At 66.3% G+C, this 26,826-nt stretch carries 20 protein-coding genes; 4 read left to right on the top strand and 16 right to left on the bottom strand.

What is annotated here, in order from left to right; genetic code table 11:
- Positions 1-52: 52 nt before the first annotated feature.
- The 6 genes from AC59JP_RS04490 to AC59JP_RS04465 are packed head-to-tail and all read right to left on the bottom strand — an operon-like array spanning position 53 to position 7,232.
- A complete protein-coding gene (locus AC59JP_RS04490; RefSeq protein ID WP_497324413.1) occupies positions 53-496 on the bottom strand; it encodes a flavodoxin family protein in 444 nt (147 codons plus the stop codon).
- On the bottom strand, positions 493-954 hold the full coding sequence (locus AC59JP_RS04485; RefSeq protein WP_497324412.1) for a hypothetical protein: 462 nt from the start codon (positions 952-954) through the stop codon (positions 493-495). Before AC59JP_RS04485 ends, AC59JP_RS04490 begins: the two co-directional genes overlap by 4 nt.
- Positions 951-1,697: a 4-hydroxy-tetrahydrodipicolinate reductase gene (gene dapB / locus AC59JP_RS04480; protein WP_497324411.1), complete on the bottom strand. Its 747-nt coding sequence runs from the start codon at positions 1,695-1,697 to the stop codon at positions 951-953. The genes AC59JP_RS04485 and dapB overlap by 4 nt, the downstream gene beginning before the upstream one ends.
- 9 nt (positions 1,698-1,706) lie before the next feature.
- Positions 1,707-2,816 carry an alcohol dehydrogenase catalytic domain-containing protein gene (locus AC59JP_RS04475; RefSeq protein ID WP_497324410.1) on the bottom strand — a complete coding sequence of 370 codons (1,110 nt, stop codon included), beginning with the start codon at positions 2,814-2,816 and terminating at the stop codon, positions 1,707-1,709.
- 13 nt (positions 2,817-2,829) lie between these two features.
- The gene (locus AC59JP_RS04470; RefSeq protein ID WP_497324409.1) at positions 2,830-5,508 is read right to left on the bottom strand and encodes an MGH1-like glycoside hydrolase domain-containing protein; all 2,679 of its coding nucleotides are present in this window, start codon (positions 5,506-5,508) and stop codon (positions 2,830-2,832) included.
- 20 nt (positions 5,509-5,528) lie between these two features.
- Positions 5,529-7,232: an AMP-binding protein gene (locus AC59JP_RS04465; protein ID WP_497324408.1), complete on the bottom strand. Its 1,704-nt coding sequence runs from the start codon at positions 7,230-7,232 to the stop codon at positions 5,529-5,531.
- A 115-nt stretch (positions 7,233-7,347) separates the two neighbouring features.
- On the opposite strand from AC59JP_RS04465, the gene AC59JP_RS04460 reads away from it, so the two are divergent.
- The gene (locus tag AC59JP_RS04460; protein WP_497324407.1) at positions 7,348-8,013 is read left to right on the top strand and encodes an NADPH-dependent F420 reductase; all 666 of its coding nucleotides are present in this window, start codon (positions 7,348-7,350) and stop codon (positions 8,011-8,013) included.
- A gap of 19 nt (positions 8,014-8,032) precedes the next feature.
- Here AC59JP_RS04460 and AC59JP_RS04455 read toward each other — a convergent pair whose 3' ends face one another.
- From AC59JP_RS04455 to AC59JP_RS04420, 8 genes are read right to left on the bottom strand one after another with little or no spacing between them, the layout of a single operon-like run.
- Positions 8,033-8,827 (bottom strand): IclR family transcriptional regulator, encoded by a 795-nt coding sequence (locus tag AC59JP_RS04455; protein WP_497324406.1) that lies wholly within the window; start codon positions 8,825-8,827, stop codon positions 8,033-8,035.
- Between the two features lie 12 nt (positions 8,828-8,839).
- Positions 8,840-10,711 carry a putative nucleotidyltransferase substrate binding domain-containing protein gene (locus tag AC59JP_RS04450; RefSeq protein ID WP_497324405.1) on the bottom strand — a complete coding sequence of 624 codons (1,872 nt, stop codon included), beginning with the start codon at positions 10,709-10,711 and terminating at the stop codon, positions 8,840-8,842.
- Positions 10,708-12,225, bottom strand: coding sequence for a GMC family oxidoreductase (locus AC59JP_RS04445; RefSeq protein ID WP_497324404.1), 1,518 nt, complete (start codon positions 12,223-12,225; stop codon positions 10,708-10,710). Before AC59JP_RS04445 ends, AC59JP_RS04450 begins: the two co-directional genes overlap by 4 nt.
- On the bottom strand, positions 12,222-13,754 hold the full coding sequence (locus AC59JP_RS04440; protein WP_497324403.1) for an APC family permease: 1,533 nt from the start codon (positions 13,752-13,754) through the stop codon (positions 12,222-12,224). Before AC59JP_RS04440 ends, AC59JP_RS04445 begins: the two co-directional genes overlap by 4 nt.
- 42 nt (positions 13,755-13,796) lie before the next feature.
- Positions 13,797-15,305, bottom strand: a complete 1,509-nt coding sequence (locus AC59JP_RS04435; protein WP_497324402.1) for an aldehyde dehydrogenase family protein — start codon at positions 15,303-15,305, stop codon at positions 13,797-13,799.
- A gap of 20 nt (positions 15,306-15,325) precedes the next feature.
- Positions 15,326-16,441, bottom strand: a complete 1,116-nt coding sequence (locus AC59JP_RS04430; protein WP_497324401.1) for an aromatic ring-hydroxylating oxygenase subunit alpha — start codon at positions 16,439-16,441, stop codon at positions 15,326-15,328.
- Complete coding sequence (solA, locus tag AC59JP_RS04425; protein ID WP_497324870.1) at positions 16,438-17,535, bottom strand: N-methyl-L-tryptophan oxidase; 1,098 nt, start codon at positions 17,533-17,535, stop codon at positions 16,438-16,440. Before solA ends, AC59JP_RS04430 begins: the two co-directional genes overlap by 4 nt.
- 40 nt (positions 17,536-17,575) lie before the next feature.
- Positions 17,576-20,008 carry a GcvT family protein gene (locus AC59JP_RS04420; protein ID WP_497324400.1) on the bottom strand — a complete coding sequence of 811 codons (2,433 nt, stop codon included), beginning with the start codon at positions 20,006-20,008 and terminating at the stop codon, positions 17,576-17,578.
- Positions 20,009-20,258: 250 nt separating this feature from the next.
- On the opposite strand from AC59JP_RS04420, the gene AC59JP_RS04415 reads away from it, so the two are divergent.
- The 3 genes from AC59JP_RS04415 (at position 20,259) to AC59JP_RS04405 (ending at position 22,918) form a co-directional block, all read left to right on the top strand.
- Complete coding sequence (locus AC59JP_RS04415; protein ID WP_497324399.1) at positions 20,259-20,597, top strand: bifunctional 3-phenylpropionate/cinnamic acid dioxygenase ferredoxin subunit; 339 nt, start codon at positions 20,259-20,261, stop codon at positions 20,595-20,597.
- Positions 20,594-21,772, top strand: a complete 1,179-nt coding sequence (locus AC59JP_RS04410; protein ID WP_497324398.1) for an NAD(P)/FAD-dependent oxidoreductase — start codon at positions 20,594-20,596, stop codon at positions 21,770-21,772. The genes AC59JP_RS04415 and AC59JP_RS04410 overlap by 4 nt, the downstream gene beginning before the upstream one ends.
- Before the next feature lie 72 nt (positions 21,773-21,844).
- Positions 21,845-22,918 carry a fused (3R)-hydroxyacyl-ACP dehydratase subunits HadA/HadB gene (locus tag AC59JP_RS04405; RefSeq protein WP_497324397.1) on the top strand — a complete coding sequence of 358 codons (1,074 nt, stop codon included), beginning with the start codon at positions 21,845-21,847 and terminating at the stop codon, positions 22,916-22,918.
- Here the strand turns inward: AC59JP_RS04405 and AC59JP_RS04400 are convergent.
- Positions 22,910-24,238, bottom strand: a complete 1,329-nt coding sequence (locus tag AC59JP_RS04400) for a M16 family metallopeptidase (RefSeq protein ID WP_497324396.1) — start codon at positions 24,236-24,238, stop codon at positions 22,910-22,912. The genes AC59JP_RS04405 and AC59JP_RS04400 overlap by 9 nt on opposite strands.
- Positions 24,239-24,269: 31 nt before the next feature.
- The gene (locus AC59JP_RS04395; RefSeq protein WP_497324394.1) at positions 24,270-26,537 is read right to left on the bottom strand and encodes a polyribonucleotide nucleotidyltransferase; all 2,268 of its coding nucleotides are present in this window, start codon (positions 26,535-26,537) and stop codon (positions 24,270-24,272) included.
- Between the last annotated feature and the right edge of the window lie 289 nt (positions 26,538-26,826).

The raw sequence follows: 26,826 nt of genomic DNA, 5'->3' as shown, positions 1-26,826 counted from the left end.
AGAACGCAGACCTTCCGGACCGGTCAAGGAAAAGCTTCAGTCGAGTAACGAATTACTGCATCAACGTCGCAGCCAGCGTCCCGCCCAGCTCATGGCACTTCTCTCGATCCACGGACTGCAGTTCGAGCACCGGCGCGGCCTGCGCGAGTCCCCACCCGGTCGCGATCTTCGTGATCGAGGTGGTCGCACCCGCGGTGTCGGTGTTTCCGTACACCCATGCACCCCAAGGCTTCCCGGCAACGGCGCCCTGAGTCGGGTAGTACACGGTGTCGAAGAAGTGCTTCAGCGCCCCGGACATGTAGCCGAAGTTGGCCGGCGTCCCGAGCAGGAAGCCGTCGGCGGCGAGCACGTCCGGGATGGTGGCACCGAGGGCGGGGCGCACCACCACGTCGACTCCGGTGATGTCCGGGTCACGCGCCCCGGACAGCACGGCGTCGAGCACGTCGGCGAGCGGCGGCGACGGCGTGTGATGCACCACCAGCAACGTCGCACTCACGCGCGTTCGTCACGCTCGAGGTCGACAGCCCGCTTCATCGTCTCGCGAGCCCGGCCGCGGTCGCCCGCGTAGTCGTAGGCCCGCGCGAGGCGGTAGGAGTTCCGCCAGTTGTCGGGGTCCTTTTCCCATTCGGCCTTGACCTGCGCGAACAGCTCGTCCGCGGCGTCGCGTTCGATGCGGCCGGACGGTCGACGGGGAAGGTCGGATGCGTCGAGTTCGAGACCTTCCTCTTCGATGCGGCGCGCGAGGTGCTGGTGCGCGAATCCGGCGCGCAGTGTCGCGGCGACGATCCAGATGCCGATGATCGGCAGGATGATCACTCCGATGCCCAGCCCGATCCCGACCGCTCCACCGGTCTGGATGAGCTCGATTCCACGCCGGCCGAGCAGCACGAAGTAGAACGCCAGCACGGCGACCAGAACGGCGATGATCCCGACGACGCGGGCAGTGCGGTTCACAGATCCATCAACGGTTCGATGCCGACGGTGAGACCGGGCCGAGAGGCGATGGCCCGAACACCCAGCAGCACACCGGGTGTGAAGGAGGTGCGGTCGATCGAGTCGTGTCGGATCGTCAGCGTCTCGCCTTGCGTTCCGAGCAGAACTTCCTGGTGGGCAACGAGTCCCGCGAGTCGAACCGAGTGAACGCGCACCCCGTCGACGTCGGCGCCGCGGGCACCGTCGAGCTCGGTGCTGGTGGCGTCGGGACTACTGCCGACACCGGCGGAGGCACGCGCTTCGGCGATCAGCGCGGCCGTCCGGTACGCGGTTCCCGACGGCGCGTCGGCCTTGTTCGGGTGGTGCAGTTCGATGACTTCCACCGAGTCGAAGAAACGTGCGGCCTGCTGGGCGAACTTCATCGACAGCACGGCGCCGATGGCGAAGTTCGGTGCGATCAGCACGCCCGTCTCGGGAGAGTCGGCGAGCCAGGACCGGACCGTGTTCAGCCGTGACTCGTCGAATCCGGTGGTTCCGACGACGGCGTGAATGCCCTGCGAGATCAGATATTGCAGGTTGTCCATCACGACGTCTGGGTGGGTGAAGTCGACGACCACCTCGGTCTTGCTCTCGACGAACGTCGACAGTGCGTCGCCCTTGTCGACCTCGGCCACCAGCTCGGTGTCCGACGCCGCCCGGACGGCGTCGCTCACTGCCTGCCCGACTTTGCCGCTCGATCCCAGTACTCCGACACGAATAATCACGGCAGAAGCCTAATCGGCGAACTCGATGACCTGACGAATGGCACGACCGTCGGCCAGCTCGTCCATGCCGGCGTTGATCTCGTCCAGGGTGATCGTCGACGAAACCAGCTTCTCGACGGGAAAATTGCCGTCCCGCCACATCTGCTCGTACCGCGGGATGTCGCGCTCCGGAACGGCAGATCCGAGGTAGCTCCCGACGATGGTCCGGGCTTCGGCCACCAGACCGAGTGGTGAGATCGACGATCTGGCGTCGGGGGCAGGGAGGCCGACGGTGACCGTCGTCCCACCCGCAGCGGTTGCGGCAACGGCCGTTTCGAACGCGCGAGCATTCCCGGCCGCCTCGATGACAATCGTCGCTCGGATGCCTTTCTCGGCGACCTCCTGCGGCGAGAACATTTGCGTCGCACCGAGTTCACGCGCCGTCGCCAGTTTGTCGGGGAGGGAATCGACCCCGATCACCTCGCCGTGTCCGAGCGATGCCGCCGTGAGAACGGCGGCCATGCCGACGCCGCCGAGACCCACCACCATGATCGAGTCGCCCGGCTGTGGTGAAGCCGCGTTGAGTATGGCTCCACCTCCGGTCAGCACCGCGCAGCCCAACACCGCGGCGACGGCGGGCGGCACGTCCGACCCGACCGCGACGACGGAGCGTCGGTCGACGACGGCGTGCGTCGCGAAGCCCGACACACCGAGGTGATGCTTCACCTCACCGCCCTCGCGGTGCAGTCGCAGTCCGCCGTCGAGCAGGGTTCCCTCGTTGTTGGCCGCGCTGCCGTTGACGCACGGCATGCGTCCGTTCGACTCGCAGGCGGGACACTGACCGCAGCGCGGGAGAAACGTCATCACGACGCGCGTTCCGACCTCGATGTCGGCGACCGCCGATCCGAGCTGTTCGACGATGCCGGCCGCCTCGTGGCCCAGCAGCATCGGAACCGGACGGACGCGGTTGCCGTCGACGACGGACAGGTCCGAGTGGCACAGCCCGGCCGCTTCGATCCTGACGAGGATCTCGTTCTCACCCGGCGGGTCCAGCTCGAGGTCGGAGACGGTGATGGGCCGGGAATCGGCGAACGGCCGCTGCCGGCCGATCTCTTCGAGAACTGCGCCACGGATCTTCATGACGCCAACGTACTTACCTTTGGTGCGATGGCAACGACGGATTCAGCAAGTGGGCCACCAACGCGGTCCATCCGGTCTGGTGGCTGGCACCGAGACCCTCTCCGGTGTCGCCGTCGAAGTACTCGTTGAACGTGGGATGCGCGGACCACAGCGGGTCGTCGCTGGACTCGATTCGCCCGCCGTCGGCAGGCCGTTTTCCGTCGACGGGCCGGAACAGATCGGCCAGCCCGCGCTCGATGATGTTGGCCGCTTCCCGCAGCGTGACCACGTTCCCCGATCCGGTGGGCACCTCGATGGTGAAGGTATCGCCGTAGTAGCGGCCGTAGGCCCTGATCTTGTCCGCCAGAAGGACGTTGACCGGAAACCACACCGGCCCTCGCCAATTGGAGTTTCCGCCGAACATTCCGGTACGCGACTCCCCCGGTTCGTACGCGATGGACAGGCTACGGCCGTCGACGTCCATCGTCATGCCCTCGCGATATGACGCGGACAGCGACCGGATGCCGAACGAGGAGAGGAACTCCTCCGAGTCGAACATGCGCTCGAGAATTCGGCGCAGCTTGTCCGGCTCGACCAGGCTGAGCATCGTCTTGACCTTGCCACCGGCGTTGCGAACGAGCATGGGGCTGATGGTTTCCGGCCGTCGGCGCGCGACCCAGCGGAATCGCGACATCAGGTCCGGGCACTCCTCTGCCACCCAGGAATGTATTTCCGTCGCCGCCAGGATCGGGAGCAGACCGACCATCGACCGCACGCGCATGGGCAGTGCGTCACCGTTCGCCTGAACCAGCACGTCGTAGAAGAAGCCGTCCTCCTCGTGCCACAACGAGGTGTGCGCGGACCCGAAGGATCCGACTGCGTTCGCGATGGAGAGGAAGTGCGTGAAGAACTTGGTGGCGACGTCGTCCCACGCGGAGTCGTACCGAGCGAGCTCGAGGGCGATCTTGAGCATCTGCTGGCAGTAGAACGCCATCCAGCTCGTCGCGTCGGATTGCTCGAGACGGAAACCCGGGGGCAGCGGATCGGATCGATTGAACAGCCCGATGTTGTCCATCCCGAGGAATCCGCCCTCGAAGACGTTGGAGCCTCCCGCGTCCTTCCGATTGACCCACCACGAGAAGTTGAGCAGAAGTTTCGTGAACACCCGGACGAGGAAGCCGCGGTCACGGTGACCGTCGATTCGGTACACCTGCCACGCGGCCCAGGCGTGGACCGGCGGGTTGACGTCGCCGAATTCCCATTCGTACGCGGGCAATTGGCCGTTGGGGTGCATCGCCCATTCCCGGCACATCAGGACCAGCTGCTCCTTGGCGAAGTCCGGGTCGACGTGGGCCAGCGGGATTGCGTGAAAGGCGAGGTCCCAGGCGGCGAACCACGGGTACTCCCACTCGTCGGGCATGGAGACGATGTCGGCGAGGGACAGATGCGACCACGAGGCGTTACGCGCGTGGGGGCCCGAGCGCGAATCCGGCGCATCCGCGCCCACCGGGTCTCCCTCGAGCCACTGGTTGACGTCGTACCGATAGAGCTGCTTGCACCACAGGAGGCCGGCGTAGGCACGGCGGGCGATGTGACGGTCCTGCTCGCCGAGGTCGGGGCCGATGACGTGGTCGTAGAACTGATCCGCCTCGCGATGCCGATCGGCGAGGACCGCGTCGAAACCCGGCCCGAACGTCTCGCTGTCGGGAGCCGTGGTGGTCAACCGGAGCCGGATACGACGCGTGCCGCCGGGCTCGACGTCGTCGAAGCGGTAGAAGAACGCCGCCTTGGTACCGACGCCGTCCGGGTTGACGGAATCCTCGCCCGCGACGACGTGCCGGTCGATCCCGTCCTTGGGATACTCCGACAGGTTCTTCTCCGCGCCGAACAGTGCGACGAGGTTGGATTCGTTGTCGCAGAACAACAATTCCGGACTGTCCTCGCTCGCGAGGAAGTAGCGGCCGAGGAATCCGTGTTCGACTTCGACCGCGGCGAGGGAGCTGACGAGGAGGTCGTTCGTGACGTCGCGAATGGACCCACCGCGCGTGTCACGGCCCCACGACCAGGTGTTGCGCAGCCACAGGTGCGGAAGCACGTCCACCGACGCGGACTCCGGCCCGTGATTGGTGACGTCCACGACGATGCACACGTCGTCCGGTGACGCTTTGGCGTAGGTCAGCTGGACGTCGAAGAATCGGTTCTCGGCCAGGATGCCGGTGTCGCCGAGTTCGAACTCGCGGTCGTCGCGCCCACGAGCGGCGCTCTGCGCCCGCAACTCTGCGTAGGGATATTCGGCGTGCGGGTAGCGGTAGAGCCATTGCATCCAGCTGTGCGACGGGGTGCCGTCGATGGACCACCAGTACTCCTTGGCGTCCTCCCCGTGATTGCCCTCGCCGTTGGTGAGTCCGAAGAGCCGCTCCTTGAGGATCGGATCGTTCCGATTCCACAGTGCGATCGAGAAATTGAGGAATCCGAACCGGTCGCAGATGCCGCCCAGACCGTCCTCTCCCCAGCGGTACGCCCGCGATCGCGCGTGGTCGAACGGAAACGAGTCCCAGGCGTTGCCGTCGGCGGAGTAGTCCTCGCGCACGGTCCCCCACTGGCGCCCGGACAGGTAGGGACCCCAGGTTCGCCACGCGCCGAGAACGCCGGGTGATTCGGCGAGGCGGGCGTGTTCTGCCGTCGGGTGGTCGGTGGCGGCGTCGTCGGTCACCGAGACAGTGTGACGGGTGGCTAGAGTCCGCGCAGCGCGGGGAACTGGTCGTCCCGATATTCCCTGCCGTTGTCGGTGATGGCGGCCATTTCACGGTTCCGCAGTTCGACCCGCCGAATCTTCCCGGACATGGTCTTGGGGAGCTCGTAGAACTCGATTCGGCGCACCCGCAGGTACGGAGCGAGATGCTCACGTGCGTACTTCAGAATCTCGAAGGCCGTGTCCTCGTTCGCTTCCCACCCCGCCGCGAGCGAGACGTACGCCTTCGGGACCGCGAGCCTGGTCTCGTCCGGGGCGGGAACCACCGCCGCCTCCGCCACGGCGGGATGCTCGATCAGCACGCTCTCGAGTTCGAACGGCGAGACCTTGTAGTCGGACGCCTTGAACACGTCGTCCGTCCGTCCGACGTAGGTGATGTATCCCTGTTCGTCTCGCGATGCGACGTCGCCGGTGTGGTAGTACCCGCCCTCCATCACCTCGGCGTTGCGTTCGGCGTTGCCGACGTATCCGGTCATCAAGTTCAGGGGGCGATCGGTCAGGTCGAGACAGATCTCCCCCTCGTCGGCCAGTTCGCCCGTGGCCGGATCGACCAGAACGACGGGCACACCCGGGAGCGGTCGGCCCATCGACCCCGACTTCAGTTCGGACCCGGGCGAATTGGCCACCAGTGCGGTGGTTTCGGTCTGTCCGAATCCGTCTCGGATCGTCAGTCCCCATTCGCTGCGGATCCGTCCGATGACCTCGGGATTCAGCGGCTCCCCGGCTCCGATCGTCTCCCTGAGCTTTCCCGGCCCACCGGACAGATCGGCCTGAATCAGCATGCGCCACACGGTCGGTGGCGCGCAGAACGTGGTGACGTCGGCTCGCCGAATCTGATTCAGAAGCGCAGCGGCGTCGAAGCGCGAGTAGTTGTAGACGAAGATGGTCGCCTCGGCGATCCAGGGGGCGAAGAAGCAGCTCCACGCGTGCTTGGCCCACCCCGGCGAGCTGATGTTGAGGTGTACGTCGCCGGGCTTCACCCCGAGGAAGTACATCGTCGTCAAATGGCCGACGGGGTACGACACCTGCGTGTGCTCGACCAGTTTCGGTCGGCTCGTCGTCCCCGAGGTGAAGTACAGCAACAGCCGATCCGTTGCCGCCGTGACGGTTTCGAACCGAGCCGGGTCCTGCACGTCGGCGGCATCGGTGTACGCGGTCCAGCCGTCGACCGGCTCGCCCACCGCGATGCGCAGGAAGTCGCCGGGAACCTGGTCGAACTTCGGCGCGTCTGCGGCGCCGACGATCACGGCCTTCGCGTTGCCTCGTGTCACGCGGTCGATCAGGTCCGCCGGGCCCGCCGCGGCGGCGGTCGGCATGAGCACCGCGCCCAGCTTCATGACCGCGAGCATCGACTCCCACAGCTCGACCTGATTGCCGAGCATCAGCATGACGGCATCGCCCTTGCCGATACCGCTGCGCTCGAGCCAGCGGCCCACCTGATCCGATCGGTGTGCGATCTCGTCGAACGTGTACTTCGCTTCGTCGCCGTTCTCCTCGACGATCCACAGTGCGGTGGTGTCGTTTCCGCGGGCGACGCGGTCGAACCAGTCGATCGCCCAGTTGAAGGACTCGCCGACCTCGGGCCAGACGAATCGGCCGACGGCAGTGTCGTAGTCGTCTCTCGCGGAGAGCAGGAGATCGCGGGCGTCTCGGAAGGCGTCGTGCGCGGCAGTGATCTGCGTCATACGACTCACCCTACGACGCGGCTCGGAATTTCCGCACGAGGCCGGTCGTTGCCCTGTGTAACAAGAAATCGGCGTAACGACGCAACGACATATCGACAGAACAGGACCCATGATCATGAAGATCGGCATCATCGGCGCGGGATTCATCGGCGGAACACTCACACGGCGACTCACGGCACTGGGCCACGATGTGCGCGTGTCGAATTCGCGCGATCCGCAGACTTTGGCGGATCTGGCCGAGGAGACCGGCGCGACGGCGGTCTGGGCAAAGGACGCCGCAGCCGACGCCGACCTGGTGATCCTGAGCATCCCGCAGAAGAACGTCCCGAATCTCGCCGACGGCATCGTCGACGCCCGCAAGGACGGCGCACCGGTGATCGAGACCAACAACTACTACCCACAGCAGCGCGACGGCCGCATCGACGCCATCGAGAACGGAACTCCGGAGAGCGTCTGGGTCTCCGAGCACATCGGCGCACCCGTCTACAAGGTGTTCAACGGCATCTGGTGGAAGCACCTGCTGAACAGCGCGAAGCCTGCCGGGTCCGCGGAGCGCATCGCGCTCCCCGTTGCCGGTGAGGACGGACCGCAGAAGAAGATCGTGTTCGATCTGGTCGACGAGCTCGGATTCGATCCGATCGACGGCGGCACGCTCGCGCAGTCGTGGCGTCAGCAGCCGGGAACCCCGGTCTACGGCAAGGACTTCGGACGCGACGACGCGGCGAAAGCACTGGCCCAGGCGACCGAAGAGCGCACCGAGGAGTGGAGCGCCGCGAGCTGATCAGACCCTAACCGACTGATCAGGGCCCGCCGACATAACCCAGCTTTCGACTGATTTCGTCGGCTGCTCCCTGCGCCTCCGCGGCGACTTCCGCGAAGAGCTCGGGGCGCAGCCGATAGGACGGGCCCGACACGCTCAGTGCCGCAACGACTTCGGACGTATGGTCGCGCACGGGTGCAGACACGGCATTGAGGCCGATCTCGAGTTCTTCGTGCACCGATGCCCATCCGTTCTCGCGGATGGACGCAAGCTCCTTCTCGAGCACGGCCAGGGTTCCGAGCGTGGCCTCGGTGAAGGTTTCGAGGCGGTTGTTCAGCCTGTCCCGCAGGTCTTCTCGGCTCAGCTCGCTGAGGAGAATCTTGCCGCTCGAGGTGGCGTGGACCGGGCTGGATTGGCCCACCCACGTCCGCAGAGCCACTTCGGACTCGGACCGAGCTTCGACCACGTTGACGGCCCTGTCGCCGTCGAGAACCGCAAGATTGACCGTCTCGCCGACCTTGTCCGCGAGCGCGTCGCAGATGGACTGTCCGAGGCGGGCGAGGTCTCGCTGCGCCGTGGCCGATCCGGCCAGACGCACGATCGAGAAACCCAGTCGATACTTGCCTCGTTCGCCGAGCTGCTCGACGTAACCGCGAGCTTCGAGGACCCCGATCAGTCTCGACACGGTGGACTTGTGAACGCCGAGTTCGTCCGCGATCGCCGTGACGCCGGCGCTCCCGTGTCGGGCGATGATCTCGAGCACCAACAGTGCACGATCGACCGACTGAACCGCGGCGCCGCCGCGTTCGGCAGGTGTCGGTGAGGTCGGATGCATGGTGAGTCCACCTTAGCTACCGCCCGGTATGCCCGGCATGGGCACTCCGGAATTGGCGGCGATGTACCCCACACGCTTCTGCACGGAGGCGATCTGGCGGATGGCGTCCATCAGCACGCTCCGCTCCAGCGGGGTCAGTTCCGAGAGGACGACGACGTCTCCCGGAGGTCGGTTCTCCTCGAGCTGACCCACCTGGTGCGCGAACCGTAGACGCTGCAACAGCTCGAACACCTCGGTGAGAACTCGCGCGTCGTCGGCGCCTATCATCCCGTTACCGGCCGCCGCGTTCAGCCGCGCCGGCGTCGACGCCGCCGCCACCCCCACGCTCAGCCCGCCCCAGCGGGCGAGATTGACGATGGGAGCGACGGCATGAGTCTTGAGGTCGACGGTGTTGCCTCGCCGCGCGAGAACGTCGCGCAGGGAGCGCACTCGCGCCCGGGTCGCCAACGCTTCGCGCAACTGCAACCGAAGTGCGTCGGGAAAGTCGACGGCCATGGAGCGGTACGACGCCGGGACGGTGTGCAACTCGGCGTTTCCCCAGACAACCCGGCCGTCCACGAGCAACGACGACATGATGATGCCTCGGTCGCCGAGAGGGTCGTTCAGCCACTCCCGCGCGGCGACGCGCCAGTCACGTGACGACCGTGAGAAGCGCGGGCTGCTCGCCACCGCGTTGTTGGTGTCCGCCGGCAACCCACAGGCATCGAGAGTGCGATGGACGTCGGCGGCGAAACTGCGTAGATCGGCGGCCCGGCCGCTGAGGCGCTCGGCCCACGACAGTGCGCTGTCGACGTCGGACGACGGCATCGCCTCTCGTCGACCGATGCTGCCGAGCGAGAGCCAGGCGACGTCGCGGGCATGGATCGGCTCGTCCCGCCCGTGATCGACGAGGGCGATCTCGACGGCGCGGCGCACCGCCGCATCCACCACCACCGACAGGATGCCGCTGGCGGCCGTCACCGCGGTTCCGGTCGAGTGCATGTCGATCAGCAGCGGTTTGATTCCGGTGCACGCCTCGGCCAATGCGTCGGCCGAGTTCGCCGTCGCGATGCGGCGACGCAGCGCAAAACTCTGCGCGGTCGAGTCGGACAGCAGCTCCGAGTTCTCCACCACGCCGACGAGTCCACCGCGGACGTCGACGACGACCATGTGCCGCACGCCGAGCTCGAGCATCTCCATCAGGACGCCCGTGGGTGTTCGGTCGGCGTCGACGGTGCGCGCGGGCGCACTCATCACTCGGTCGATGGGAGCATCCACCGACACACCCGCGGCGACGACTCGGGTGCGCAGGTCCCGATCGGTGAAGATGCCGAACTGCCCGTGCGACAACGGAATCACGACGTACGACGCGCCGAGTTCGGTCATGGTGCACACCGCGTCCCGGATGGACGTGTGTGCGTCGACGGTGACCGGGTCCGGCCGGACCAGCGAGCCGACGGGCCGGCTCTCGGGTGACTGCTGATCCCCGATGGCACGTCCGCCGAACGACGCAGAGATGACACCGGCCAGGTATTTCGTCCCCTCCGGTCCGGCGAAGTACGGACGGACCAATTTACCCGGCAACCGGTACACCACGACGTCGGACGCCGCCCGCGCCACGAACGTCCACCGCGTACCGGACAACATCGCCGAGAATCCGAACAGCCCGCCCGGCGGCACGGTGTCGAGGGGCGCCGCACCTTTCGCGTCGTCCGGGTGAAGCAGGGCAACGGTTCCCGATCGGACCATCCACACCGCGTCCACGTTGGGCGAGTCCGACCCGACGATCGTGTCGCCGGCCCGGTAGGCGTCGATGCTCGCGGCGTCGGCGAGCTCGGTCAGCTCGCTCGGGGTCAGCGTGTGAAAAGGCGGATTCCGGCCGAGGAAGTCGGCCGTATCACTCACTCACGCACCAGATCCGCACACCGCTCGGCCATCGTCATCACGGTGATGTTCGGGTTGACCGCCGGCAGCTTGGGCATCGCCGACGCGTCGACCACCCGAAGATGCTGCACGCCTTTGACTCTGAGTTGCGGATCCAGAACCGCCATCGGGTCGTCCGGCGCTCCCATCTTGGCCGTTCCCGCCGGGTGATAGACGGTGTTGTGGGTCTTGTGCACGTAGTCGAGCAGATCGTCGTCGGTGACGGCGTCGGGCCCGGGGGCGAGCTCGCGCGCGATCCACTCCTTCAGCTGCGGCTGATCGGCGATACGTCGGGCGAGCTTGAGGCCCGCGAGCATGACGCGATCGTCGTGCCCGTCCGGGTCCGTGAAGTACCGCGGGTCCACCTTGGCGCGGTCGCGGTAGTCGCGCGAGCGCAACCGCACGGTTCCCCGCGACTTCCCTTGTGTGACATTGGGTGTCAGGCAGAATCCGTTGTCGGTGGTCGGATAGCCCCATCGCAGCGTGTTCATGTCGAAGGGCACGCTGCCGTAGTGCATCATCACGTCCGGGTAGTTCAGCCCGTCCTCGGTGGTGGCGAAGAGACCGATCTCCCACCACTGCGACGAGGTGGTGACCATCGGCTTCGACGCCTCCCAGAACACCAGTCCTTCGACGTGGTCGTCGAGGTTGGCGCCGACGCCCGGCGAATCGACTCGAACGCCGATGCCCATCTCGCGCAGATGCACCGACGGGCCGATGCCCGAGAGCATCAACAACTTCGGAGTGTCGATGGCGCCCGCGGTCACGATGACCTCGCGGCGGGCCGTCGCCGTGTCGTATCCGGTGAGGTCCGGCCTCTGGTATCGGACGCCGGTCGCAGTGAGCGAGTCGTCGATCAGAATTTCGCTGACCCAACAGTCGGTCAACACGTCGAGGTTCGTGCGGGTCCCGAGAATGGGGTGCAGGTACGCGTGCGACGTGGACATCCGCAGACCGTCGTCGGAGGAGTTGATCTGGAACCATCCGGCACCGTTGAGGACGGTGCTGCCGCGATTGAACTGCACGGTCGGAAGCCCTACGCCCGCAGCCGATTCGATGACGGCTTTGCCGCACGGGTCGAGCGGCGGAACGTCACGCAGAGTCACCGGTCCGGTGACGCGCGAGACGTACGGCAGGATCGACTCCGACCCCCACCCGGCCGCGCCCATCGATTCCCAGTCGTCGAGGGCTTCTGCGGGTGGGTGGAACGCGATGCAGGAGTTGTGCGAGGAGCACCCACCCAGCACCTTCGCGCGGGCGTGCCGCATGAAGCTGTTGCCCTTCTCCTGCGGTTCGACGGGGTAGTCCCAGTCGTACCCGGAGTCGAGAAGGTGCATCCACTCGGACAATTCGAGAATGTCCTTGTTGTCGACGTCCGTCGGCCCCGCCTCGACGAGCGCGACCGTCACCGACGGGTCCTCGCTGAGCCTGGCGGCCAGGACACACCCTGCGGTGCCACCGCCGGCGATCACATAGTCGTACACCCGTTCGGTCACACCGCATCCTCCTTGGCTTCGGCTGCATGTGATTTCAACGTACCGATGTTCTTCTTGCCCACGGTGAAATACCAGATCAGGCCGAGGCCGAGGATGATTCCGATGTAGACGAACGCGCCCCAGGTGTTGTACCAGGGCGTGCCGTAGACGGCCTCGCGCGGCCACGCCAGGTTGAGAGCCATGCCGGCTCCCCACAGCACGGCGAAGATGTTCACCGGCAGACCCCAGCGGCCCATCGTGAAGTAACCGCCCTCTTTCAGGTCCTTCGGCGGCCACTGGCCCTGCAGGCGCTTCTTGAGCAGCGGGCCCGTCACCATCAGGTAGGCGAGGTAGATCATGATGATCGCGATCGAGGTGAGAACGGTGAAGATCTTCGGCTGTCCCACGTTGATGACGAGAATCAGGATCGCGATCAGTCCGATGACCACGGCGGGCACGATCGGAGTCTGGAAGCGCGGGTGCACCTTCGCGAGCTTCTCGCCGAACGGCAGGGCGTTGTCGCGAGCCATGGCGAACGTCAACCGGATCGCTGCCGTGTGCACGGCCAGCGAGCAGACGGTGACCGCGACGACGATGCAGATCAGGAAGATCGTGCCGAGCGGCCCCCACATGACCGCTTCGACGATTCCCTGCAGGTTGCCGCTCTGCTCCCCGAGCGCCGGATCGTCGAGATCCGGTGCCGCCATGACGGCGAACACCAGGATGGCCCCGCCGATCACGAACGAGGCGAGAATGGCACGCAGAATGGCCTTGGGCGCGGTCCGGCGAGGTTCGACGGTCTCCTCACCGAGCGAGCTGGCGGTGTCGAACCCGTACATCACGTAGCCCGACGCCAGCGAGGCGACGAGGAACGCCCCGAGGTACCCCGAGCTCTCCCCCGCCCCGTAGCCGTTGGTGGAGAAGAAGACGCTCGGCCCACGAGTGATGTTGGCCGCCAGAATGATTGCAATCAGAACGGCGGCGATGAGTTCGATGAATACGCCGGCGCTGTTGATCATGGCCATCAGCTTGACGCCGCACGCGTTGATCACCGTGGTGAACACGATCATGATCGCGCCGAGCAGCACGGCGTTGGCGGCGAAATCGGTACTGCCGCTGCCGTCACCGATGATCTGGAAGCCGCTCCAGAGCCGAGGCAGGTTGAGCTGCAGTGCCAGCACGACTGCCGCGAGCGTGACGATGGAGGCGGTGAGCATCAGCCATCCCGACGACCACCCGACGATGCGGCTGCCGAGCAGTTTGGCCCAGTTGTAGACCGAACCCGCCACGGGATACTTGGCGGCCAACTCCATGAAACACAGCGCCACCGCCATCTGCCCCACGAAGACGATGGGCCACGACCACAGGTAGGCCGGCCCGGCCGTACCGAATCCGAAGTAGAACAGCTGGAACGTGCCGGTGAGGATCGAGATGTAGGACACGCCCGCCGCGAAACTGGCGAACTTGCCGAGACTTCGGTCGAGTGATTCCTTGTATCCGAAATCGTCGAGTCCACTGCTGCCGTCATTGCCCGCGTTCGTTGTGGTCACCGATATCCTCCAAGTGGGTGCGACGGTGAGCAGATCGTAAGGTCAGGATGCGCCGAACCACCCGGCTTTGGGTGACGTCGTGTTGTTCCAAATGTGTTTCGTTTCCTGATATTCGGACAAACCGGTCGGGCCGAGCTCACGTCCGTTGCCGGACTTCTTGAACCCGCCCCATTCCGCCGCGGCCGTGTAGTAACCGAAATCGTTGAGCCACACGGTTCCGTGGCGCAGACCGCGCACCATTCGTTCGCCTCGCGCCCCGTCCGACGTGCGAACCCCGGCGGCCAGTCCGTACTCGGTGTCGTTGCCCAAGCGAAGTGCGTCCTCGTCCGTGGTGAAGCGTTCGACGGTGAGAATCGGGCCGAACGTTTCCTCCTGAACGATCCGCATCTCTCGCGAGCAGTGATCGAACACCGTTGGCAGGAAGAAGCTTCCGTCGGACAGGGCCGGGTCCGAGGGGCGGGTGCCGCCGGTGAGCAGCGTGGCACCTTCGGACTTGCCCAGCTCCACGTACTTCTCGATCTTGTCCCGCTGCGCCGTCGAGACCAACGGGCCCGTCTCGCTGGCGTCGTCGACGCCCGGACCCATGCGAATTGCCTCGGCGCGCTTGACGACTTCTGCGACGAACTCGTCGGCCACCGACTCCTCCACGATCAGCCGGGTCCCCGCCGAGCACACCTGTCCCGAGTGCAGGAAGACGCCCGTCAGAACCTGATCGACGGAGGCGTCCATTCCCTCGGGGGTGGACACGGCGTCGGCGAACACGATGTGGGGGTTCTTGCCGCCTAGCTCCACCGCAACCTTGGTCACGTGCTTGGCCGCGGTCTCCAGAATGATGCGGCCGGTCGCGAGTCCGCCGGTGAAGGAGATGAAATCGACGTCCGGGGTGTCGGTCAGAGCGCTGCCGAGAGTGGCCCCACTTCCCTGGACCAGGTTCACCACTCCCGCCGGTGCACCCGCTTCCTCAATCAATCGAACGAACGCGATGGTGCTGAGCGGGGTCACCTCGCTGGGCTTGAGCACCATCGTGCATCCGGCGGCCAGCGCGGGCGCGACCTTCCACGACATCTGCAACAACGGATAGTTCCACGGGGCGATCAGGACGCACACTCCGATGGGCTCGTGCACCACCCGCGAGATGACGGCCGGATTGCCGACGTCGACCACCCGATCGGGCGACACCGTGGCCAGCTGGGCGTAGTACCGGAACACCGAGACCACGTCGTCGATGTCGATCCGGCTCTCCGGCAACGTCTTTCCGGTGTCGAGGGTCTCGATCAGCGACAACTCTTCCTTGTCGCGCTCGAGCAGATCCGCGATGCGGGCCAGCAGTGCCGTGCGTTCGGCCATCGGCGTGGCCGGCCACTCGCCCGCGTCGAACGTCGCCCGAGCGGCGGCGACCGCAGCCGTTGCGTCGGCCGGGGAGGCCTCGTCGACGGTCACGATCACCGCACCGGTGGCCGGGTCGATGCAGTCGCGGGTCTCACCCGAGGTGGACGCACGCCAGACGCCGTCGATGTAGTTGACGGTCCCGAACAGTCTCTCCGTGTCCACCGTGGTCCTTTCGCTTCTTGCTAGCCCAATCGTCCGCTCAGCCAAGCATGAAAGTCCCCGATGTGGTGTTCCGCGGGGACGAGCACGCCCCCGTTACGGTAGGCCCGCGACGACATCGCCGGTTGCGTTCGCTCGCACGCGTCGAAATCCTGCAGGTTGACCCGGTGGAACAGCTCGACGGATCGTGCGGTGTCCGCGCCGGACGCGACGACGTCGGGCGCATAGAGCCAATCGCACTCGACCACCGTGCGATCGGCGGACATCGGGAACATCCGATGCACGATCACGTGGTCGGGCACCAGGTTCACGAACACGGTCGGCTTGATCGTGATGGCGTAGTACCGGCGATCCTGATCGGGATCGAGACCGGGTAGCGCCTCGAAGCCGGCAGACCCGTCGACCGTGAAGCCGCGCACGTCCTCACCGAACTCGGCGCCGTGGCCGACGAAGTACTGCGCGGCCAATCCGTCCGCGAACTCCGGAAGCACCTCGGTGAGTTCGGGGTGAATGGTGGCGCAGTGATAGCACTCCATGAAGTTCTCGACGATCAGTTTCCAGTTCGCCGCCACGTCGTACACCTCGCGATGTCCGAGAGCGAGGGAGTCCACCCCGTAGTGCCCTACGGCGTCGGCTGTGCCGAGGCGTTCGGTGACGGCGCCGATGACCTCGTCCTCGAAGGGCGGAGGGTCGTCCGCGAGACACACCCACGCGTAGCCCAGCCACTCACGCAGTGCGACGGGAATCAGGCCCCAGGCCACGCGGTCGAGGTCGGCACCCGAATCGTCCTTCAGCGAGCCGAGATTCGGCGCAGCGATCAGTTTGCCGTCGAGACCGTACGTCCACGCGTGATACGGACACTGCAAGTTTCGCTTGACCTGACCCGACTCCTCGGTGCAGATCATGGCGCCGCGATGTCGGCAGACGTTCAGAAACGCGCGCAGCGCCCCGTCTCGGCCCCGAACCACGAGAACGCTCTCGCGGCCCACGGTGACCCGTCGAAAGGCACCGGGGCTTTCCAGGTCGGCGCTGCGGACACTGCAGAACCACATGGCCTCGAAGACGCGCTCCTGCTCGGCAGCGAACGTCTCCGCGCTGGTGTAGGACTCACCGCCCAGCGTCGGGATCAGGGACGTCACACCGTCACCAGCCGACGGGGATCGAACAGCGCGATCGGGTGATCGGTGCGTCCAGTGGTCGCGAGGTCCGCGAGAATTTCGCCGACCACCGGCACGAACTTGAAGCCGTGCCCGGAGAATCCGCACGCCACGGTCACATTGGCGGCGTCGGGGTGGCGCGCGATCACGAAATGCTCGTCCGGAGTGTTCGAGTACATGCACGTTGCGGAGTCGAGGCAGTCACCGTCGAGGGCCGGGAGCGTCTCGCAGACCCGCGCCCGCATGGCATCGATCTCCCCCGGGTAGACGGTGCGGTCGATCGTCTCGGGCGTGCACTCCTGACCCTTGCGGAAGAACGCGACCTTGACACCACCGGTGGGGCCGTCGATCGCGGGAAATCCATAGTCCTGCATACCGTCGGCTGCTTCGTGAATGAAGATCGGGTGATTCTCGAAGGGTGCCGTGCCGCCGATCGGATCGAACCAGTAGAGAACCTGTCGCTCGACCACGATCGGCACACCGAACTGCTCGAGCAGGCCCGGCGCCCACGCTCCGGGGCAGATGACGACCTGCCCCGCGGTGTACGTGCCCTTGTCTGTCGTGACCGTGACGCCGTCACCGTCTTCGGACCACGACTGCACCGTCTCGCCGAATTGCAGTGTGGCGCCGCGCTTCACCGCCAGATCGATGTGCGCCTGCACCGTGAGCTCCGGACGCGCGAACCCCGCCGCGGCTTCGAACAGCGCCACCTCGTCGTCGTTCAGATCGAACTGCGGAAACCTCGACTTCACCTGCGCCGCATCGAGAACCTCGTGCGGAAGCGACCATTGCTGCGACGCCTTCAGACTGCCGGCGACGGTCGTCGAATCCTTGCGCCCGATGAACAGGCCGCCGGTGATGCGGTACACCTCCTCACCGGACTCCTGCGCGAGTTCCGCCCAGAGTTCGTAGGCGCGCAGCAGCAGCGGAACGTACGCCGGGTCCTCGAAGTAGGACTGCCGAATGATGCGCGATCCGCCGTGGCTGGACCCCTTGTCGTGCGCCGGGGTGAACTTCTCGAGGCCGAGAACCTTCTGGCCACGGTCGGCGAGATGGAAGGCAGCGGCGCTGCCCATTCCACCGAGCCCGATGACGATGACGTCGTAATGCACGTGTCTATCTCCTGATCAGCTCGCCGGACGGATCGACGACAGCATCGTCGGCGACCGTCGCGGTCTCGTCGTGGCCGAAATATGTTGCGCTGACGCTGTCTCCGACGGCCACGGTGAGGGGCAGCCACGCGTAGGCGATCGTCCGAGCCAGGGTGGCCGAGTATCCGGCACTGGTGACGTACCCGACCACCTCGCCGTTCACCGACACCGGCTCCTTGCCCAGAACCACGGCGTCCGCGGAGTCGAAGACGATGGTGCGCAGTCGTTTCGTCGCCGGCCGGTCCGCGAGTGCGGCCTTGCCGACGAACTCCTTGGTGTCGCGGACCGCGAACTCCACCCCCGCTTCGGCCGGAGTGTGCTCCGAGGTCATGTCGTGTCCCCAGGACCGGTAACCCTTCTCGAGCCGGAGGCTGTCGAAGGCCAGGCGTCCCGCGGCGATCACCCCGTGTTCCTGTCCGGCCGACCAGAGCAGATCCCACAGAGCCCCACCGTGTTCGGCGCCCGTGTAGATCTCCCAGCCGAGTTCGCCGACGTACGACACCCGCATCATCGTCACCGGAATCGCGCCGATGTACGTCTGCAGTGCGCGGAAGTACTTGAAGCTCTCGTGAGAGATGTCGGCATCGCACAGCGGCGCAACGAGGTCACGCGCGCGCGGACCCCAGACTCCGACACAGCAGGTGGCTCCGGTGATGTCGCGGACGGTCACCGAGCCGTTTTCAGGAAGACGGCGAGTCATCCAGTCGATGTCGAGGGGGCCGTTGGCGCCGACCTGATATCGATCGGAGGCCAGCCGCGCGACCGTGAGATCGCTTCGGACACCGCCCACGTCGTCGAGCATCAACGTGTAGGTGACGCTGCCGACGGACTTGTCGACGTTGTTGGTCGTCATCTCCTGGAGGAACGCGGCCGCGCCCGGTCCGGCCACCTCGTATCTGGTCAGCGGAGTCATGTCGAACATCGCGACACGCGATCGTGTGGCGTTCGCCTCGGCCACGGAGATCGGTGACCAGAACGACGCGGACCAGTCGTCGCGCGGCGGCACCGTCACCGCCGCCACTTCGGCGGCGTTCGACTCGTACCAGGCAGGCCGCTCCCAGCCGCCCCCCTGTACGAACTGCGCACCCAACGCGACTTCCTGCGCGTGGAACGGACTGCGCCGCAGACCTCGGAGCTTCTCGCGTTGCTGCCGCGGGTGCACGATGTCGTACACCTCGACGAACGCCTGCTTGCTGGTCTCCATGATGAAGTCGGCGCTGCGTTCGGTCTCCTCGAACCGGTAGAGGTCCGATTCGTGGATGTCGGTCTGGGGCGCTCCGTCGATCATCCACTCGGCCACCGCCTTCGCGATGCCGGCCGAATGCGTCACCCAAATGGCCTCGGCGACCCAGAAGCCGGACAGATCGCGGTGCTCGCCGACGACGGAATGGCCATCGGGGGTGAAGGAGAAGATTCCGTTGAACCCGGACTCGACCTTCGAATCACCCAGCGAGGGAAGCAGAGCCATCGATTCACGCCACGCGGGAGCGAAGTCCTCCTCGGTGAACGGCAGCATCGACGGCATCTGCTCGCCGGCCGTGTCGGACATCAGGGTCGTCATGTCGACAGGCATGGGGTCGTGTCCGTAGTACCCGATACCGATGCGGTCGCCGTGCTCGCGGTAGTAGAGGTCCTGATCCTGGTGCCGCAGGATGGGAAGTCCCGCTTCGGCGGCGTCGCTGTTGCGCCCGACGAGCGGTTCGATCCGCCCGGTGGTCGCGTACTGGTGCGCCATGGGGACCAGCGGGACGGTGAGGCCGACCTGCTTTCCCAGCTGCGCTCCCCAGAATCCTGCGGCGGAGACCACGATGTCGGCGGGTACGTCGCCGTGGGGTGTGCGAACACCGGTGACGCGTCCGCCCGCGCTCAGGATCTCGGTGACGGGCGTGTGGCCGCGGAACACGGCACCGCGTGCCTCCGCGAGCGTCGCTTGAGCTTCGGCGGCGCGGACGGCCTTCGCGAGACCGTCGTCGGGAGTGTGGAATCCGCCCAGAATGCGCTCTCGGTCGACCAGCGGGTGCAGGGCGACGCAGTCCGCGGGGTCGAGAAGCTCTCCCCGGATCCCCCAGGACTGTGCCCACCCGGCCTTGCGCTGGAGGTCCGCCCACCGCTGCGGCGTGGTGGCGACCTCGAGCCCACCGACGGTGTTGAAGCACCATCCCCCGTCGTGGTGCAGGCCGCGGAATTTGTCGGCCGTGTACGCCGCGAAGTGCGACATCGAGCGCGACGAGTTCGTCTGGAACACCAGCCCCGGCGCGTGCGAGGTGGACCCGCCCGTGGAGAAGAGAGGGCCCTGATCGAGAACGGTGACGTCGGTCCACCCCCGAGAGGTGATCTCGTCCGCGAGGGAGGTGCCGACTATTCCGGCACCGATGATGACGACGCGAGGTGAAGACACGCAGAACCTCTCATAGGACAACAATTGGGACGGTGTTGCGCTTTGCGCAACACACTATTCACTACGCAACAGTTTCGACTCTCGATCCACGTCCGTCAAGCCACGAAACAGGCTGGAAACACGCCGGGCGCAACAGTTGACGGAACCCCGGTACATCGCGCATCCTGTTGCGCATCGGGATCCATGTTGCGCTCTCGACAACCAAATTCAGTATCGACGCAAACCGGACACGATCCGGTGGGAGTGCCTGATGACCGACACGATTCACACCAGACCGGCCTACCCGGTATGCAACCTCGCAGCCCTGCCCGTCGGTGAGGCCGTCACCGTGACCCCGCCGGGCTGGGACCCGATCTCCGTCTTCCACACCGACGAGGGGCTCTACGCCATCGACGACACGTGCACCCACCAGGACGCGTCGCTCGCCGACGGCTGGGTGGAGAACTGCGCCGTCGAGTGCCCGCTGCACGAAGCCTGCTTCGACCTGCGCACCGGAATGCCGTCGGGACCTCCCGCCAAGGTGGCCGTGCGCACGCACGCGGTGCACGTCGTCGACGGCGTCGTCGTGCTCGACCTCGGCTCCCAGTGACCGACACCGTCGAATCGGTCGTCGTCGTCGGAGCATCTCTTGCGGGCCTGTCCGCGGTGCGGGCTCTGCGCGACAACGGTTTCGGCGGCTCGATCACCGTTGTCGGCGACGAACCACATCTCCCCTACGACCGCCCGCCGTTGTCCAAGGCGTTCCTCTCCGGCTCCGTGAACGACACCTCGCTCGTGACGGACGACGAGGACCTGAACGTCGAGTGGATCCTCGGCGTCGCCGCAACCGGGCTGGACGGATCGTCCGTCGCGCTGGGCGACGGACGCACGATCTCCGCCGACGCCACCATCATCGCCACCGGCGCTCGCGCGCGCACACTCATCGGCGCGGACGACCTCACCGGGGTGCACACGCTGCGCACCCTCGACGACGCCGTGGCCCTGAAAGCGTCGCTGGCGACGGCGAAGCACCTCGTGGTGATCGGCGCCGGTTTCATCGGTGCCGAGGTGGCCTCCACCGCGTCTGCTGCCGGAATCGACGTCACCGTTGTAGAAGCCTCCACCGCTCCCCTGTCCGGCCCGCTCGGCTTCGACATGGCCGAGCTGTGTGTCGGCATGCATGCGGCCAACGGGGTCAGGCTGATCCTCGGTGCCGCGGTCGACACGCTGGAGGGCGTGGACGGCGCGGTGCGTTCCGTCCGCCTGGGAGACGGCACGTCCCTGCCGGCCGACGTCGTGGTCATCGGCATCGGCGCGGTCCCCAACACCGAGTGGGCCGCAGCGTCGGGTCTGGCGATCGACGGAGGCTTCGTCACGGACTCGTCCTGCCGCACCACCGTGCCGGGCGTCTACGCCATCGGCGACTGCGCACGCACCTTCGATCTCGTCCTGCAGGACCACCACCGCAGCGAGCACTGGTCCAACGCCACCACACAGGCCGCGGTCGTCGCGCGATCGATCCTGGGCCTGCCGGCACTCGATCGCCGGCCCGCGCCCTATTTCTGGTCCGACCAGTACGGCAAGCGCATTCAGTTCGCGGGGTGGCGGCAGCCGACCGACGCGGTGCGGGTGATCGACGGCGACCCCAGCGACGGGCCGTTCGTCGCCGTGTACGAACGCGGAGACGAGACAGTCGCCGTTCTCGCGGTGGACACTCCGCGACTCTTCACCCGAATTCGCAAGCAGCTGGCCGTCACCGTTGTCGCCGACCCTGCGTTCACCTGACGTTCGTTGTGACAGACACAGACGTTCGCGTGTGATTATTGGGTACGGCGCGGACCCGGTAATCTCGCCGCGATGAGCATCGATGACCGGACCACGGAACCTGCGGCATTCGATCCGGCCGACCATGCGCGCGCGATGGTCGGCTACCACTATCGGGTCGACGACTACTACGAGGTCGGCCGCGAGAAGGTGCGCGAGTACGCCAAGGCCGTGCAGGACCTCAACCCCGTCCACTGGAACGAGGATGCGGCTCGCGAGTACGGCTACGACGGTCTGATCGCCCCGCTGACGTTCATCTCACTGGTCGGCACCCTGGCTCAGAAGAAGCTTCTCGCCACCATCGCCACCGGCTACGACCTCAGCCAGATGCTCCAGACCGATCAGGTCATCGAGTACTACACCCCGATGCAGGCGGGTGACCGCATCGTGTGCGACGTCTCCCTCGACTCCTTCCGCCAGATCGTGGGCCGCGACATGATGGTCACCAAGAACATCGTGTCGAACCAGCGCAACGAACTCGTCCAGATCACGTACACGACGCTGCTGATCGGCCGTAAGGGCGACATCGACGAGACCGTGGCGAACGCCGCACGAGGAATGATCATGCACGGCATGACCTCCTTCGGCGCTGCCGGTGACGACGACGAGACCGAGGTCGAGACAGATATCGCGGACAAGCCGACCTACGAAGAGCCGGTGACCGTGCCCTTCAGATCCTCTGCGGCGCACAGGTTCGAGGACGTGTCGGTCGGCGACGAACTGCCGCCTCGCACGGTGGAGCTCACTCGCGGCGATCTGGTGAACTACGCAGGCGTTGCAGGTGACGCCAACCCGGTTCACTGGAGCGACGTGTTCGCCCACATGATCGACCTCGAAACCGTTGTGGCGCACGGCATGCTGACGATGGGTGTCGCAGCCGGCTACCTCACGTCGTGGCTCGGCGATCCCGGCGCGGTCCGTGACTACACCGTGCGCTTCACCAGCCCGGTCAGTGTGCACCCGGACCGGCCCTCCGCACTGGAGTTGGCGGGCAAGGTCAAGTCGCTCGACCCCGAGACGCGCACCGCGGTCGTCTCGTTGGACGCGCGATTCAACGGCAAGCGCATCCTGGGCCACCGAGCGACGGCGAAGGTTCAGCTAGCCTGAGACCGCGGTTTTCACCGGCGCCGGAAGTTGCCGGGCGTTCTTGTACGGCCCCACCACTGCGGCCGCCATCGGGCGCGCGAGCAACTCCGCCGCCACCGCGCGCACCTCGTCGTTGGTGACCTGGTCGATGCGCGCCAGAGTCTCCGACACGCTGCGATGGTTGCCGTAGTTCAGTTCACTGCGCCCGATTCGGTTCATCCGTGAGCCCGAATCTTCCAGTCCCAGAACGAGTCCGCCACGCATCGATCCCTTGGCGCGTGCGCACTCCGCGTCGGTGATTCCGTCGGCGGCAACCTTCGCCAGCACCTCGCGGATCAGCGTGGTCACCTCACCGAGGTTCTCCGGCTGGCATCCGGCGTAGACGGAGAACGCGCCGGTGTCGGCGAAGGTGTCCACCGACGAGTACACCGAGTAGGCCAGGCCGCGTTCTTCTCGAATCTCTTGGAACAGACGCGAACTGAGGCCACCGCCGACAGCGTTGTTGAGCACGGACAACGCCCAGCGGTTTCCCTCGTGCCGCCCGAAGGCGCGCACGCCGAGCGACAGGTGAGCCTGCTCGCTGTCGCGCGTCGTCACGCTGAGCGTGGGTGCGGTTTTGATGCGTCCGGTGCCGGTGCGGCGAGGCGCCGGGCCCACGTCGCCTCGAATTCGGTCACCGAAACTACGACGAACGCTCTCGACGGTGCTCTCGTGATCGACGTTGCCGGCGACGGCAACCACGATCCGCGGGGCGGTGTAGCGCCGAGTGTGGAACGAGTGCAATTGCGTTCGCGTCATCGTCTCGATGGACTCCACGGTCCCGATGACGGGTCGGCCGATCGGATGATCGCCGTACAGCGCTTCGAGGAACGCGTCGCCGAGCAGGTCCTCCGGGTCGTCGTCACGCATCGAGATCTCCTCGAGCACGACCTGCCGTTCGACGTCGACGTCCTCCGCGCGGCAACGGCCCCGCAGGACGACGTCCGCGACGATGTCGAGGCCCAGGTCGAGATCCTCGTCCAGCACGTGCGCGTAGAAGCACGTGTGCTCCTTGGACGTGAACGCGTTCAGCTCGCCGCCGACACCGTCCATCACCTGCGCGATGTCGAGCGCCGTGCGCGTGGGCGTCGCCTTGAACAGCAGATGCTCGAGGAAGTGCGCCGCGCCCGCCACCGACGGGCCCTCGTCGCGGGAACCCACGGCCACCCACACCCCGACGGACGCCGAACGCACACCGGGAACGAACTCGGTCACCACCCGCACACCACCGGGAAGGGTGGTTCTGGACACGCCCGACTCGTGGTCGGCCGTGACGCGCGGACGGCGCAGTCCGGACTCCATGGACTGCGCCGCCAGATTCGAATACTTCTTCTTACTCAGCGCTGACCTCTGCTGCGGGTGCCTCGGACGCCTCGGCAGCCGGAGCAGCCGCGTCGTCCTCGACGGGAACGAGGCTGATCTTGCCGCGGTTGTCGATGTCGGCGATCTCGACGCGAAGCTTCGAGCCGACGCTCACCACGTCCTCGACCTTGTTGATCCGCTTGCCGCTGCCGAGCTTGGAGATGTGCACCAAGCCGTCGCGACCGGGGAGCAGCGAGACGAATGCACCGAAAGCCGTTGTCTTGACGACGGTTCCGAGGAAACGCTCGCCAACCTTCGGCAGCTGCGGGTTGGCGATGGCGTTGATCATGTCGATCGCGGCCTGTGCGGACGGACCATCCGCGGCACCGACATAGACCGTGCCGTCATCTTCGATCGAGATGTTGGCACCGGTCTGCTCGGTGATGGAGTTGATCATCTTGCCCTTGGGCCCGATGACCTCACCGATCTTGTCGACGGGCACCTTGATGGCCGTGACGCGCGGTGCGAACGGGCTCATCTCGTCGGGTGCGTCGATGGCCTCGGCCATGACCTCGAGGATCGTGTTCCGGGCGTCCTTGGCCTGCGACAGCGCACCGGCCAGAACCTGGGACGGGATGCCGTCGAGCTTCGTGTCGAGCTGCAGAGCCGTCACGAAGTCCTTGGTACCGGCAACCTTGAAGTCCATGTCTCCGAAGGCATCTTCGGCGCCGAGGATGTCGGTCAGTGCCACGTAGCGGGTCTCACCGTCGACCTGATCGGAGACCAGACCCATGGCGATACCGGCCACCGGGGCCTTCAGCGGCACACCGGCGTTGAGCATGCCCAGTGTCGACGCGCAGACCGAACCCATCGAGGTGGATCCGTTGGAGCTGAGCGCCTCCGAGACCTGACGGATCGCGTAGGGGAACTCGGCCTGGCTCGGGAGCACGGGCAGGAGTGCACGCTCGGCGAGCGCTCCGTGACCGATCTCGCGACGCTTGGGCGATCCCACGCGTCCGGTCTCGCCGGTGGAGTACGGCGGGAAGTTGTAGTGGTGCATGTAGCGCTTGCTGGTCTCGGGTCCCAGCGAGTCGATCTGCTGGGCCATCTTGACCATGTCCAAGGTGGTGATGCCCAGGATCTGGGTCTCGCCGCGCTCGAACAACGCGCTGCCGTGGGCGCGCGGGACAACCGCCACCTCGGCCGACAATTCGCGGATGTCGGTGATGCCGCGGCCGTCGATGCGGAACTGGTCGCGCAGGATGCGCTGGCGGACCAGCTTCTTGGTCAACGAGCGGAACGCTGCGCCGATCTCCTTCTCGCGGCCTTCGAACCGGTCGCCGACGCTCTCGAGGATCTGTGCCTTGACCTCGTCGAGCTTGTCTTCACGCTCGGCCTTGCCGGCGATGGTCAGAGCCTCGCCCAGCGGAATCTGCGCGGCGTTCTCGACTGCCTCGAAGATGTCCGACTGGTACGCCGGGAACAGCGGGTAGTCGCCGGTCGGCTTCGCCGCGCTGGCGGCGAGTGCCTTCTGGGCGTCACAGAGCGACGCGATGAACGGCTTGGCGGCCTCGAGGCCCTCGGCCACGATGGCTTCGGTGGGTGCCTGCGATCCACCCTCGATGAGCTCGAACACGTTCTCGGTGGCCTCGGCCTCGACCATCATGATCGCGACGTCGGCGTCCGCGCCCGAACCGGAGACGATGCGGCCCGCGACGACCATGTTGAACACGGCCTCCTCGAGCTGCTCGTTGGTCGGGAACGCAACCCACTGCTTGCCGATCAGCGCGACGCGCACGCCGCCGACGGGGCCGGTGAACGGCAGTCCGGCGATCTGAGTCGACGCGGATGCGGCGTTGATGGCCACGACGTCGTACAGGTCCTTGGGGTCGAGGCTCATGACCGTGATGACGACCTGGATCTCGTTGCGGAGACCGTCGACGAAGGTCGGGCGCAGCGGCCGGTCGATCAGGCGGCAGGTCAGGATCGCGTCGGTGCTGGGGCGTCCTTCACGGCGGAAGAACGAGCCGGGGATACGGCCGGCGGCGTACATGCGCTCCTCGACGTCCACCGTGAGGGGGAAGAAGTCGAAGTGGTCCTTGGGGTTCTTCGACGCGGTGGTCGCCGACAGGAGCATGGTCTCGTCGTCGAGGTAGGCGACGACGGATCCGGCGGCCTGACGGGCCAGACGGCCGGTTTCGAAACGGATGGTGCGGGTACCGAACGAGCCGTTGTCGATCACGGCGGTGGCTTCGTAGACGCCTTCGTCGACCTCTACTGCGGATTCTGTGGTTGTCATGTTCTTCTCTTCGTCCTCTCGTCTTCGCCGCTCCCACCCGGGCGCGCCAGACGGCCCGGTGGCCCTGGCGGCGTAGTCGGCCGGCGGCGGAAGCGGTCCACGATCGAAACCCCTGGTGCCGCGCTCTCGTCGAATCGGAGAACGGACCGGAACCGAGGAGTCACTACCGGAGACCGACCCGTGCGATCGGTCGGCTGCGAGCGACTTCGTTACTGCTGGTGTTGCTGGTAGTGCTGTAGAAACACGTGTAGCCAGCGAGGCTCAGTCTAAGCATGCCTCGCTGGCAACA

The organism is Rhodococcus sp. 320_ES (assembly GCF_059691855.1).
Note: the sequence above shows the minus strand (reverse complement) of the source record. Positions and strands in the feature narration are given on the sequence as shown.

Bases quoted from the DNA above. Each gene is read 5' to 3' on its own strand.
- AC59JP_RS04400 (WP_497324396.1), bottom strand. From the start codon at position 24,238: ATGGAGTCCGGACTGCGCCGTCCGCGCGTCACGGCCGACCACGAGTCG.
- AC59JP_RS04395 (WP_497324394.1), bottom strand. From the start codon at position 26,537: ATGACAACCACAGAATCCGCAGTAGAGGTCGACGAAGGCGTCTACGAA.
- AC59JP_RS04475 (WP_497324410.1), bottom strand. From the start codon at position 2,816: ATGAAGATCCGTGGCGCAGTTCTCGAAGAGATCGGCCGGCAGCGGCCG.
- solA (WP_497324870.1), bottom strand. From the start codon at position 17,535: ATGGGCAGCGCCGCTGCCTTCCATCTCGCCGACCGTGGCCAGAAGGTT.
- AC59JP_RS04460 (WP_497324407.1), top strand. From the start codon at position 7,348: ATGAAGATCGGCATCATCGGCGCGGGATTCATCGGCGGAACACTCACA.
- AC59JP_RS04455 (WP_497324406.1), bottom strand. From the start codon at position 8,827: ATGCATCCGACCTCACCGACACCTGCCGAACGCGGCGGCGCCGCGGTT.
- AC59JP_RS04405 (WP_497324397.1), top strand. From the start codon at position 21,845: ATGAGCATCGATGACCGGACCACGGAACCTGCGGCATTCGATCCGGCC.
- AC59JP_RS04465 (WP_497324408.1), bottom strand. From the start codon at position 7,232: ATGACGCAGATCACTGCCGCGCACGACGCCTTCCGAGACGCCCGCGAT.
- AC59JP_RS04415 (WP_497324399.1), top strand. From the start codon at position 20,259: ATGACCGACACGATTCACACCAGACCGGCCTACCCGGTATGCAACCTC.